The organism is Niallia sp. HCP3S3_B10, from assembly GCF_052064465.1.
Classification (GTDB): Bacteria; Bacillota; Bacilli; order Bacillales; family Cytobacillaceae; genus Niallia; species Niallia hominis.
Window position 1 is genome coordinate 1 of the sequence record NZ_JBQHVO010000093.1, and the last position, 11484, is coordinate 11484.

The 11484-nt window shown below is 37.4% G+C and carries 13 protein-coding genes and 2 other annotated features; of the genes, 4 read left to right on the plus strand and 9 right to left on the minus strand.

Going from position 1 to position 11484, the window contains the following annotated elements; translation table 11 throughout:
- From ACTNDN_RS23560 to ACTNDN_RS23570, 3 genes are all read right to left on the minus strand, one after another.
- Window positions 1–261: hypothetical protein (locus ACTNDN_RS23560; RefSeq protein ID WP_441132448.1), on the minus strand; the 261-nt coding region annotated here is incomplete at its 3' end.
- Window positions 224–448, minus strand: coding sequence for a hypothetical protein (locus tag ACTNDN_RS23565; RefSeq protein ID WP_441132449.1), 225 nt, complete (start codon window positions 446–448; stop codon window positions 224–226). The genes ACTNDN_RS23560 and ACTNDN_RS23565, both read right to left, overlap by 38 nt.
- 45 nt (window positions 449–493) lie before the next feature.
- Window positions 494–1492 carry a tryptophan--tRNA ligase gene (locus tag ACTNDN_RS23570; RefSeq protein ID WP_441132451.1) on the minus strand — a complete coding sequence of 333 codons (999 nt, stop codon included), beginning with the start codon at window positions 1490–1492 and terminating at the stop codon, window positions 494–496.
- Between the two features lie 57 nt (window positions 1493–1549).
- Window positions 1550–1796, minus strand: a binding site (T-box leader).
- Between the two features lie 265 nt (window positions 1797–2061).
- Window positions 2062–2294: a binding site (T-box leader), on the plus strand.
- Between the two features lie 57 nt (window positions 2295–2351).
- Between ACTNDN_RS23570 and tyrS the strand changes: the two genes are divergently transcribed.
- Entirely contained in the window at window positions 2352–3596 is a 1245-nt protein-coding gene (gene tyrS / locus ACTNDN_RS23575) for a tyrosine--tRNA ligase (protein WP_441132453.1), read from the plus strand.
- A gap of 368 nt (window positions 3597–3964) precedes the next feature.
- Here tyrS and ACTNDN_RS23580 read toward each other — a convergent pair whose 3' ends face one another.
- Window positions 3965–4900, minus strand: a complete 936-nt coding sequence (locus ACTNDN_RS23580) for an SDR family oxidoreductase (RefSeq protein WP_441132458.1) — start codon at window positions 4898–4900, stop codon at window positions 3965–3967.
- A 251-nt stretch (window positions 4901–5151) separates the two neighbouring features.
- Here ACTNDN_RS23580 and ACTNDN_RS23585 point away from each other — a divergent pair, with 251 nt between their 5' ends.
- Window positions 5152–5316, plus strand: a complete 165-nt coding sequence (locus ACTNDN_RS23585; RefSeq protein WP_192840967.1) for a hypothetical protein — start codon at window positions 5152–5154, stop codon at window positions 5314–5316.
- Window positions 5317–5425: 109 nt separating this feature from the next.
- Here the strand turns inward: ACTNDN_RS23585 and ACTNDN_RS23590 are convergent, their stop codons facing one another.
- The 3 genes from ACTNDN_RS23590 to ACTNDN_RS23600 all read right to left on the minus strand — a co-directional run bounded on the left by ACTNDN_RS23590 (window position 5426) and on the right by ACTNDN_RS23600 (window position 7171).
- A complete protein-coding gene (locus tag ACTNDN_RS23590) occupies window positions 5426–5632 on the minus strand; it encodes a hypothetical protein (RefSeq protein ID WP_031539902.1) in 207 nt (68 codons plus the stop codon).
- Between the two features lies 1 nt (window position 5633).
- Window positions 5634–6509, minus strand: a complete 876-nt coding sequence (locus ACTNDN_RS23595) for a DMT family transporter (RefSeq protein ID WP_031539901.1) — start codon at window positions 6507–6509, stop codon at window positions 5634–5636.
- A 221-nt stretch (window positions 6510–6730) separates the two neighbouring features.
- A complete protein-coding gene (locus ACTNDN_RS23600) occupies window positions 6731–7171 on the minus strand; it encodes a C40 family peptidase (protein ID WP_031539899.1) in 441 nt (146 codons plus the stop codon).
- A 247-nt stretch (window positions 7172–7418) separates the two neighbouring features.
- Between ACTNDN_RS23600 and ACTNDN_RS23605 the strand changes: the two genes are divergently transcribed.
- The gene (locus ACTNDN_RS23605; RefSeq protein WP_441132455.1) at window positions 7419–8390 is read left to right on the plus strand and encodes an exonuclease domain-containing protein; all 972 of its coding nucleotides are present in this window, start codon (window positions 7419–7421) and stop codon (window positions 8388–8390) included.
- Between the two features lie 208 nt (window positions 8391–8598).
- Here the strand turns inward: ACTNDN_RS23605 and ACTNDN_RS23610 are convergent, their stop codons facing one another.
- The gene (locus tag ACTNDN_RS23610; RefSeq protein WP_031539896.1) at window positions 8599–9306 is read right to left on the minus strand and encodes a YwaF family protein; all 708 of its coding nucleotides are present in this window, start codon (window positions 9304–9306) and stop codon (window positions 8599–8601) included.
- Between the two features lie 570 nt (window positions 9307–9876).
- Between ACTNDN_RS23610 and ACTNDN_RS23615 the strand changes: the two genes are divergently transcribed.
- Window positions 9877–10059 carry an aspartyl-phosphate phosphatase Spo0E family protein gene (locus ACTNDN_RS23615; RefSeq protein ID WP_441132457.1) on the plus strand — a complete coding sequence of 61 codons (183 nt, stop codon included), beginning with the start codon at window positions 9877–9879 and terminating at the stop codon, window positions 10057–10059.
- A 60-nt stretch (window positions 10060–10119) separates the two neighbouring features.
- Here the strand turns inward: ACTNDN_RS23615 and ACTNDN_RS23620 are convergent, their stop codons facing one another.
- The gene (locus ACTNDN_RS23620) at window positions 10120–11139 is read right to left on the minus strand and encodes a homoserine dehydrogenase (RefSeq protein ID WP_328283964.1); all 1020 of its coding nucleotides are present in this window, start codon (window positions 11137–11139) and stop codon (window positions 10120–10122) included.
- Between the last annotated feature and the right edge of the window lie 345 nt (window positions 11140–11484).

Here is an 11484-nt window from a genome sequence, read left to right on the forward strand (position 1 = left end):
GCCTTTTGCACTTTTGCTTGCGACTTCCACTCTTTTACTTGCGACTTCCACTCTTTTGCTTGCGACTTTCATACTCTTGCTTGCGACTTTGACACTCTTGCTTGCGGCTTTCACTCTTTTACTTGCGACTTCGGCACTCTTTCTTGCGATTTCGGCACTCTTACTTGCGACTTCCACTCTTTTACTTGCGACTTTGGCACTCTTTCTTGCGACTTCCACTCTTTTACTTGCGGCTTTCATACTTGCTTGCGACTTTAGCACTTTTGCTTGCGACTTTCACTCTTTTACTTGCGGCTTTGGCACTTTTACTTGCGACTTCCACTCTTTTACTTGCGACTTTGGCACTCTTTCTTGCGACTTCCACTCTTTTACTTACGACTTCGGCACTCTTACTTGCGACTTCCACTCTTTTACTTGCGACTTTGGCACTCTTTCTTAAAACTTCCACTCTCTTCCTTACACCTCTCACCACTCTTTCTTAAAACTTCCCCACTCACCGCGAAACCCCAAGCTGCTTTCTCACCTCTTCCAAAGTTGGCAAGGTTCTGGCGCGCGCTTTTTCTGCTCCTTTTGCAAGAATGGCATCTATTTGCTCCGGGTTTGCCATTAATTCATTATATTTTTTGCGGGGTTCTTCTAAAAAGCGATTCATGACATAAAACAATTCCTTTTTGACTTCTCCCCATCCGACGCCATTTTCGTATCTTTTACGCATCTCTTCCGTTTCTTCCACGCTTGCAAACTCTTTATACAAAGTAAACAGAATAGACGTTTCTGTATCTTTTGGCGCTTCTGGAGGCAAGGAATCTGTCTTGATTTTATTGATAAGCTTCTGCAATTTTGTTGGCTCTTCAAAAAGCGGGATCGTATTATGATAGCTTTTGCTCATTTTTCGGCCATCTAACCCTGGTAAGATGCTCGTGTCATCATCCACAATATATTCTGGCAATACAAAGGTTTCCCCGTATTGATGATTAAAGCTTTCGGCAATATCTCGTGCAATTTCCACATGCTGAATTTGATCTTTGCCGACAGGCACCATATTTGCCTGGAATGCAAGAATATCAGCAGCCATTAAAATTGGGTACGTAAACAGCCCCATGTTTACACCATCATCTATATCTTTTCCTGCTAGTTTATTACTGTCGACAATTCCTTTATAAGCATGGGCCCGGTTCATCAGCCCTTTTGGAGTAAAACAAGCTAAAATCCAGTTCAACTCAAAGATTTCGGGAACATTGGATTGGCGATAAAAAATCACTTTTTTCGGATCTAATCCAAGCGCTAACCATGTTGCCGCAACTCCATATGTCAATGTTCGAAATGTTTCTCGATCATGAATTTTCGTTAATCCATGATAATCTGCGATAAAATAAGCCGCCTGATCCTCGTCATTTTCCGCTAGCTTTAAAGCTGGCTTAATGGCACCTATATAATTACCTAAATGAATCTGGCCCGTTGGCTTAATTCCAGTTAAGACGATGTTTTTCATTTTCTGATCCTCCTCTTATATTTTTAAAGCAACACAAAAAGGGCTACCCATCCTGTAAATAAGGACGAGTAACCCGTGGTGCCACCTTTATTCGTTTATAAAAATAAACGCACTTATCCGTACAGAAACAAAGCCGTTTCTTATACTTTGTCTTTTTTAACGGTAAGACATTCCGCGCAGCCTACTATTTGTTCAGCTTTGTAGCTCCGAAGCCCATTCAGCAATCAATCCGTACTGATTCGCACCAACCATCAGCTCTCTTTACACATTTCCATTGCTTACTCTTCTTCCTCATCGCTCTTTTATATTAGCTATATAGTAAATTATATGGGAAAAAAGGTCAAGAGTATTTCACTCTTGTTAAATGATTTTATGGATTGCCAATTCCAGATGGCACGAAGCGGAGCCAATGGCTTAAAAACGTACAAAAAATCACTTTTTTTTACTTGATATGGGAACAAAATTTTTTCAAAGGAATATAAAATTGCCTCTTGAATTTCCGAATTGTATCTGTTAGTATCTTTATAAAGTTAGTACTAACTTGATAAATTTGTTTATAATGTCTTTATATATATGCTTTGATTGGAATCAGTAGTGCCTATTTCCCTGTTATTAGAGAGTCAATGGTTGGTGTAAATTGACACAAAAATAGACGCGAATTACCTCCAGGAGCATTCTTTGTGAAAGAATTTTATTCCATTAGCGAAGAACGGATGAGCCGTTACCCATAATGAGTGGAGGAATAGTCAATATTCTTCAATTAGGGTGGTACCACGTGCATAAAAGCAACCACGTCCCTTTTTTTAGGGGCGTGTTTTTTTGTTTTTTTATCATTAATTTAACGAAAGGAGTAAGAAAGATGAGTCCATTTATTGAACAGTTAACAGTTGACCAGAAAAAAGAAATGCAGAGGCAACTAGATGTCTATCGTCAAGGCGTGCAAGATATAATCCCAACAGAAGAACTCGCAGAAAAAATCGCTAAGTCCCTTGTCACAAATACACCTTTAAAGGTAAAGCTCGGTCTTGATCCGTCTGCACCAGATGTTCACCTTGGCCATACAGTTGTCCTGAATAAGCTCCGTCAATTTCAAGACAACGGGCATACGATTCAACTAATAATCGGTGATTTCACTGGAAAAATCGGCGACCCAACTGGCAAGTCATCCGTAAGAAAACAGCTAACAGATGAAGAAGTGAAGGAGAATGCGAAAACGTATTTTGAACAATTTGGCAAAGTATTGGACATGGAAAAGGTCGAACTTCATTATAACTCTAAATGGCTCTCTTCCCTTTCCTTCGAAGATGTCATTGGACTGGCCGGAAAAATAACAGTTGCTCGTTTACTAGAACGAGATGATTTTGAAGAGCGGTTAGCATATGGAAAATCGATTTCCTTGCATGAATTTTTTTACCCGTTAATGCAAGGCTATGATTCAGTGATGTTAGAGGCAGATATTGAGCTTGGCGGAACTGATCAGCATTTTAATATTCTTATGGGACGCCACTACCAAGAGAAGTTTGGGAAAGAAAAGCAGATTGCGATATTAATGCCCCTTCTAGAAGGGTTAGATGGTGTTGAAAAAATGTCGAAATCGAAGAAAAACTATATCGGCATCGATGAAAGCCCATCTGAAATGTATGGAAAATCAATGTCTATCCCTGATCCATTAATGAGCAAATACTTTGAGCTTATTACAGATATTGAGCTTGCTGAAATAACGCAAATCAAGAAGGATTTACATGCTGGTTCTCTTCATCCTAGAGACGCTAAAATGCTGTTGGCAAGAACGATTGTCCGGATGTACCATGGAGAAGAAGCCGCCGAAAAAGCAGAGCAGCAATTCATCACTATTTTTCAAAAAGGCTCCTTACCAGATGACATTCCGACCATCCATTGGACTGGAAAAAATCCTGAATCGCTCATCCAGCTTCTAGTTGACTTAAATCTATTAACTTCCAAAAGTGAAGCAAAGAGGATGATTCAAAATGGAGGAGTTCGGATTAATGGAGAAAAGGTTGAGGATACGGAACTTGAGGTCACAATCCCTAATGAAATAATTATCCAAGTTGGAAAAAGAAAATTTGTAAAGTTGCTTGGATAATATACAGAGGCTGGGACAAATCTAAATAACTAATCTTTAAAGACGAACAATCTCTAATTTGGCTCTTAAATATGCTACTTTTTCATATTAGTTATTTATGGTTTTAAATATATTCAAGTGTAAAAACTAAGTCGTTCCATTGCGCTACAGACGGTCGATGCGCCGGGGAGGAAGCTGGGCCTCCTCGGCACGCACCTGCGGGGTCTCAGCCTTTCCTCTATTTCCCGCAGGAGTCGACCGTCCTCCGCTCCATTTCACTTTATTTTTAAATCTTTTTCTAAAATATAAATACGAACGATTACACAAACTCACCGTATAATCGTTCGTATTTATTGTTAACTGAAATGTTTATGTCCCAGCCTCACTAATTACGAGCTTACTGTTTCGCCCCCATTTACATGGAGGACTTGCCCTGTTACAAAACGAGAATCATCGGAAGCTAAGTAGACAAACGTTGGAGCTAATTCAAATGGCTGTGCTGCTCTTTGCATTGGGTTATCAGTACCGAAAACGGCAACTTGGTCAGAAGAAAAGCTAGCTGGAATTAACGGTGTCCAAATTCGTCCTGGTGCTACTGCATTTACTCGTATTCCATCTTTGATAACACTTCTCGCAAGGGCACGAGTGAAACCAACATTTGCTGCTTTTGTAGCAACATAATCAATTAACAGTGGTTCCCCTGCATATGCAACAACAGAAGCCGTATTAATAATGCTGCTTCCCGGCTTTAAATGAGGAAGCGCTGCTCTTGTTGTATAAAAGTGGGAGTAAATATTAACCTTGAATGTATTATCAAATTGTTCATCTGTGATATCCGTTAATTTCGCCTGTTGAAATTGAATACCGACATGGTTACAAAGAATATCCAACTTTCCAAACCTTCTTACCGTTTTCTCCACAATGTCAATGCATTGCTTCTTTTTCCGTAAATCTCCTGGCAATAAGAGACATTGCTGCCCTAATTCTTCGATTCTTCTTTTCGTACGATTTGCATCCTCGTGCTCATCTAAATAAGCAATCGCCACATCTGCCCCTTCTTTTGCAAAGGCAATCGCAGCAGCTGCACCAATTCCACTGTCTCCCCCTGTAATTAACGCCACTTTCCCTTTTAGCTTTCCACTTCCTATGTAGTGGTCATTTTCGATAATCGGTTTGGGAACCATATAGCTCTCTAACCCTGGCTGACGGAGCTGTCTATTCTCAGGAAAATTAATCGGAATTTCTTCATACTTTGTTACTTTTCCGTAATTCGGATAGAGCGGATATGGATTGGTTTGCTTATTTGCTTCAAAAAGTTCTTGCATTTCGGTAAGCTGGATATGCTTTTCCGATTGATGATTTCGTTTTTCTAATAATTCATAATATGCTTCCGGAACTTGATACATCGAATCTCTCGGATCATTCACATAAAAGGACATACAGACCCCTCCATTTATTAGTAGTAAATTATCCTATGTTACGCTGCTATTTTGGTGCCTAATTACTTACTATGCAAAAAAGGGAAAAGCTCTCTTTTTAGGAAGTCTGAATACGTTAAAGGAAGGAGGGGTATTGAATGAGATATGAATTTAATCCAAAACTAAAATTATTGCTCATGAAACAATCAAAAGATACGGTTAACATGACGTATATCAATCATAAATGGCCGATGCCAAAAACAACGATGAGACCACCTTATTATAAAAAGCCGATTTATGAAATGCATTTTCCGAAGCTTTGAAGGTATCCAAACTTACTAATCAACCATTCTCCAATAAAAAAGATTGGGAATAATTTTTTATTGGAGAATGTTCGTTGACTGGAGTCTCTTGAAATGCAATCAAAACTTTTCATTCTATCTCAGATATTATCTTCTTTAATAAATCTACTGGTAAATCATAGCTTAAACGGCCATTAAGGGTATTATGTAATTCAATTGTCACCCCACTCGCTTCCTCTTTACTCTTTTTTATTCTTAAGACCATTCTAGGATCCTTATAAACTTCTACAGCATCTAATTTTTGATTGATTGTATGTTCCCCATATTTTTTCTCCAAGTCAGAAAACCTCCTCTTTTACTTCACTTATTTTGCGTTTAAAAGCAGCCCTCGTTTGCCCCCAAAAAATAAGCACAATGCCGATAACTTGGAAAATATCCGGACGATACGCTGTTAATACAATGTCCATAAAAATCGCAACTGCTGGATCGATAAACACGAGAACAGCAATAGATCCAGAAGATAGTTTCGGCAAGCTGCTGAAAAATAAATAATACACGAAGCCAGTATGGATAATTCCTGTTAATAAAATATAAAACCAGTTTTCCCCTGTTAGATGAAGAAAATAATCCCATTTTACAAAGGGAAGGAGCATAATGATGCCGACACTTGTTTGAATAATGGTTGTTATAACGGGGTTTAGCTTAGCAATTTTCTTCCCTGTCAATGTCGTTAACGCATAGAATAACGCAGCCCCAAAAGCCCATGGCAATCCAGCAGACATCAGCTCATCAATAGACAGATAATCCTGCATTCCCCCGACCAATAACGTTCCGATAAAGCAAATAATCACCGTTAGCATTAATTTAAACGTAATCCTTTCTCGATAAAGAAAGCTTCCTAATAAAACGACAAGTACTGGTGCCAAATGATAAATTGAAACGGCAACTGTTACAGACATATGTTCAAAGGAACGGAAGAAAAATACCCAGTTCACGACAAGAAATACGCCACAAAGCACACTATAGCCAATCTCCTTTTTCTCTATCTCTTCCTTTTTTCTCTTTGAAAAAAGATAGACAATACTTAGCACCACACATGCACAAATACACCGAATAAAAACCAATTCAATAGATGGCAAATTCGCTTTCGCGGAAAAATAGCCAATCGAACCAAATATCGCCATCGATAATGCAAATTTCACTGTTGCGTTCATATTCTTCTCCCACTGCTGTTTTCACACTGCTAGTATTTTTTGCTTATTTCTCTATCATATAGAAAAGTGTAGTGTTAATAAATACGATAGCACGCTCTTTTTCCCTTATTTAGTAAATTCTATTAAAAAGTAACAACAGTGATATGATCCTAAATCCTGATTTATTGTCCACCTCTCGCAACTCTCTAAAAACAAATAAAAACCCTATCCAAAGGAAAGGGTTAAATTCTTTTTGCGCCATAATATTTTGTTTTCCAATAGGAGTTGGATAGCTTGTCCACTTTTACTCCTGAAGAAGAGCTATGAATAAACTTATTACTTCCTATGTATATACCGACATGGGATGCACCTTTTTTATATGTTTCAAAGAAGATTAAATCTCCCTTTTTTAAGTTCGCTTTTTTTACTTTCTTCCCCTTTTTATACATACTCGCAGCTGTTCTTGGCAACGACTTGCCTACTTTTTTATAGCTATAGACAACAAAACCGGAGCAATCAAATCCTTTTGGAGTAGTTCCTCCATATTTATAAGGGGTACCAATATAGTTTTTTGCAACAGTAACAACTGACTTTTTTGAAGCAGCACTTGCTTCCTGTGTACTAAATACCCCACTAAAAAATAATCCAAATGAAAGGAGTGACAAAACAATAATCTTTTTCATCTAGTGACCTCATTTACGTAAAGATTAGTTTCCAAGGCTTCCTTCTATCAACCAATTTATCTTCTCATATTATTCAGATAATTAGGTTACATCTATATGCAAATTAGATTACAAGTCTATTACATTATTATATAAGAATAATATTCCTTCTGTTCCATAATATTCATCTTGCTTAGCTATTCTTATTTTACGAAGAAAAAGTCGTAACATGATATACTAGTAGAAAAATAGAGGGAGCGTGTAAACAGTGGATTTTATTGCTATCGATTTTGAAATAGCAAATGCTGATATGGCTAGTGCTTGTTCGATTGGATTAGCTTATGTGGAAAATAACGCCATTGTAAAGGAACAATATTTTTTAATAAAACCCCCAAGTCTATCATTCCATCCAAAGTTTATTGCCGTTCATGGGATAACAGAAAAAGATGTGGAAGATGCGAAAAGCTTTCCGAAAGTATGGGAAATGATAAAAGAGGACATTTCCAGCCATACAATCATCGCACATAATGCACAGTTTGATATGAGTGTACTCTATTGTTGTCTGGAAAAATATCAATTGGATAAGCCTGATTTTCCCTATATTTGCAGTATTCCTATTAGTAATCGGGCAACAAGAGGAGCAAAGATTGGGCAATCTTTAAAGGATCGCACCTCATACTTTGGCATCGCGATGGAAGAACATCACCATGCAGGTTCTGATGCTAGAGCATGTGCGGAGCTCGTGATTGCTTGTATTGAATCAAGAAAAAAGGATTCATTAACTAATTACTGTGCTTCTTATCCTACACTTCCCATTAAACTGTTTTCAGAATTAAAGCCACAAACTACTTTTGGAAGAGCAACAACTTTTGCAAAAAGAAAGCCTGTTAAACAATTCAATTCCGTTGCTATATCAGAAATTTCGCCTACAACTGACTCATTTGATGAAAATCATCCACTCTATCAAAAAAATCTAGTTTTTACTGGAGACTTGCATTCCCTTGATAGGAAAGACGCGATGCAACAAGTTGTAGACGTTGGTGGCGTCATTAAAAGTGGTGTAAGCAGCAAAACCGATTATTTAGTTGTAGGTGTACAGGATCAAAAACTTGTTGGCTCTGAAGGCATTAGTTCAAAAGAGAAAAAAGCCTATGATTTACAAGCAAAAGGAAAACCAATTGAAATTATTAACGAGCAACAATTTTTAGCGCTTTTGAAAAAAGAGCGAGTTAATCATTAAGGATATTTCGTGAAGTTTGTTGCTATGACCCGCAGCCTGAATACACTCTGCTTTCCATGGGGCGAGCGGTGAGCCTCCTCGGCACGCCTGCGGGGTCTCACCTTTCTCGCTAATCCCATAGGAGTCTACATGTATTCAGGCTGCTCAGTGTCACTAATTAAGTTATTTTTCCTATTGAAAAATAAACATCTTCTAAAAAACAGCCTCTTTACCTTTTCCTTCTAAGTTGAAAAGGCAGAAGCAAGAGAAAAAACAATGCAAGTGCTACTACTTCAAGAATCAACAAGTAATATGGATATGGCCCTAAATAATCTAATAAGGAGCTGTTTGCAGGCTTGTATGCTAAAAACATATAATTGCCCCCTGTTAAACGATTGACTATCCAGGTTAGCGCTGCACTGCTATTTAAAAAAAGAAAGGACAAAACTAGTCCTTTTTTTGTCGGTTTATACTGATGGACAAGCACAAAGTACAGACAAGTCCATATAATAAGAATGTGCGTGACAAAAAAGTGGAAATAGCGGAAATGGGGATAACCTAAAAATAATTCTGGCGTGAAGATTGCCATTGATGCGCCAATAATACCACTAAAATAAACTACTTGAAATACAAGCTCCCATTTAGTTAGCAGAAGCAATAAACAAAGGATTAAACTGATGGAACAAAGATGGAACGGCAGCATAAAAGCAACATCCCATAACCCATCCTTATACATCCAATAATGGTACATCGCCTCTAGACCGAATAATAATACGAAAAACACAGACCGAAATAAACTGCTTCGTATTCGGATGTAAGTTCGAAAAATAGTAAGCAAAACTCCCCCAATGAAAAGTATCCCTATCATAGCTAGATGAGATATAGAAAATAATTCAAAGGGGAAATCCTCATACAGATGCCCGTACCATCCATTCATTTAAGCAAATTCTCCTTTCTGGTATTTTCCAAAAAAGTATTTTTTCCAAATTATTTTTGCAAACTAGGTATAAAAGTTTAATAGTTTGGGAATATTATAGACAAATACTACTGATAAGAAAATCAATTTCAAAAGGAGAGGATTACAATGAAAATACAAACAAATTCTGCGGTGACTGACTTTATTGAGAAAGATAAATTTGAATTAGAATCCTACCTTGAATATTTATTTAGCATTGTTTCGGAAAAATAAATTGAAGAATACGTTAATTTATCCCTAATAATATGGGCATTTGACATTTCCCTTTTAAAGAGGAGATGTGTCAAATGCCCATTAACCTATGAAGATTAACAAAGGCCACACTGATTTGATAGCAAACACTTTTACGAAAATCATCGTATCCTCCAAACTTTCTTTGTATTCCGCTGTTTTTTCGTCCATGTAAGCTCCAAGCCTATATAAAGCCATCTCCCCACATTTTTGTAAATTTTATTCAAAAAGAGCTTAATATTTCCAATTTTATTTGATAGAATAGTATAAGCAATCTATAAAAGGTAGGAGCATCATAAAATGGCACTTTCCAGAATAAACGTCGAAAATGTTTGTGAATTATTGGACACAATCGATCTTTTAAAAATCGAATTGCTTAAATACGGGATTGAAAAAGGCTTAAATGATCCCAATACCATACGAATAAGCGAGCTGCTAGATACATATATTGTCATGTATCAAAAAAAGATAGCCCAAAAATAGATAAGTATGCATACACCTCGTTCAGACTCCTACTAAACCGATTCGATTCCACTCTCTAACTTAGCGAATGAGATTAATCATATCTTTTAAGGCTGCCGCCGCTGCTCCTTTAGGATGAGAGGCACCGCCCACACAGCAAATTGTTCCCATCTCCTCTGTTTCAAACAATATTCCTTTATTTGTCCCTTTTACATGAATCAATGGATTTTCAGGAGCAAGAATTTCTGGTTTGACCTGCAAAATAAGCCTGTCTCCTTGTTTTTTTGCTGCTGCAATAAGCTTCCACTCACACCCATTTATTTTTGCCCGCTGCATATCCGCTTTTGTAATCTTCTCAATTCCCTCTATTGCCATATCTTTTAATGTTAACTTCGTATGAAATAATCCATTTGCCAACAGTAAAATTTTGCAGGCACTATCAAGTCCTTTAATATCTAAATCAGGGTTCTTCTCTGCAATCCCCTTCTCTTGTGCTTGATGTAGTGCCTCTCCAAAGGTTATATTCCCCTCTGACATACTTGTTAAAATAAAATTGGATGTTCCATTCAGAATTCCTTTTATCGATAAAATATTGCTTCCAGCCAAGCTAAATTCACCGATGTCTAATGTTGGTAGTGCAGCTGCTGTTGCCCCACTATATTTAATTTGGCGTCCATTTGCAGTTGCTCTCTCTAGTAATTCTGGCAAGGAATGGACAAGTGCTCCTTTGCTCACAGAAACAATATCCATCTTTGCCTCAAGGGCTTGTTTCATGTAAGAAAGGGCCGGACCGCCTGTTTCTAGATTGGTAGGTGTACATTCTAGTAGAATATCCCCTTTTAGCAATGGGGATTCAATCGATAAATCTTTCCTACTAGCATATTGCGAAATTCCTAGAGACCCTTTTGGCAACTGATGCAATACAGAAAGATTTAAGCCGTCCGGTTCATAAATCATCCCGATAGATCCGATGACTCCAACTACTTTAAATTCCGTATGATATTTTTCTACAAGTTCTTCTTTTTTTTGATCCAATAACTCGACAAATTCTTTGGCAACCGTTCCATACCCGGTAATGACTATTTTTCTTTGCTTCATCACAGCTTTATTCCTTTCTTTCCTTTTCTTCCTATTGATTTCTTTCTTTTTGAAGGTATTTCCTTTATTTTGGATTAAATATTTTCATTTCAGTTAATTTATTGTAAATTTTTAGACTTAACCGTGTTATTAGAGAGGCACTGAAAACTGTTAGCTATTGATGGGTAGTGGTAACCGCCCTTAAACTTAGATATGTAAATGGTTTAATAAATCATCATTTAATTTGGATAATTAAAAGAAGAGACCCTAGCGCGTTCAAGCGAGACCACTGAAAAACTGATAGCTATTGATGATTGGTCGTAACCGCCTTTTAAACTTAGATGTGTAAATTGTTTTCCGAGGTGACCA

What these genes read in the sequence shown, in the direction of transcription:
- ACTNDN_RS23585 (WP_192840967.1), top strand. Translation starts at nt 5,152, where the DNA reads ATGAGATATGAATTTAATCCAAAACTAAAATTATTGCTCATGAAACAA.
- ACTNDN_RS23570 (WP_441132451.1), bottom strand. Translation starts at nt 1,492, where the DNA reads ATGAAAAACATCGTCTTAACTGGAATTAAGCCAACGGGCCAGATTCAT.
- ACTNDN_RS23615 (WP_441132457.1), top strand. Translation starts at nt 9,877, where the DNA reads ATGGCACTTTCCAGAATAAACGTCGAAAATGTTTGTGAATTATTGGAC.
- ACTNDN_RS23610 (WP_031539896.1), bottom strand. Translation starts at nt 9,306, where the DNA reads ATGAATGGATGGTACGGGCATCTGTATGAGGATTTCCCCTTTGAATTA.
- tyrS (WP_441132453.1), top strand. Translation starts at nt 2,352, where the DNA reads ATGAGTCCATTTATTGAACAGTTAACAGTTGACCAGAAAAAAGAAATG.
- ACTNDN_RS23600 (WP_031539899.1), bottom strand. Translation starts at nt 7,171, where the DNA reads ATGAAAAAGATTATTGTTTTGTCACTCCTTTCATTTGGATTATTTTTT.
- ACTNDN_RS23580 (WP_441132458.1), bottom strand. Translation starts at nt 4,900, where the DNA reads ATGCAAGAACTTTTTGAAGCAAATAAGCAAACCAATCCATATCCGCTC.
- ACTNDN_RS23595 (WP_031539901.1), bottom strand. Translation starts at nt 6,509, where the DNA reads ATGAACGCAACAGTGAAATTTGCATTATCGATGGCGATATTTGGTTCG.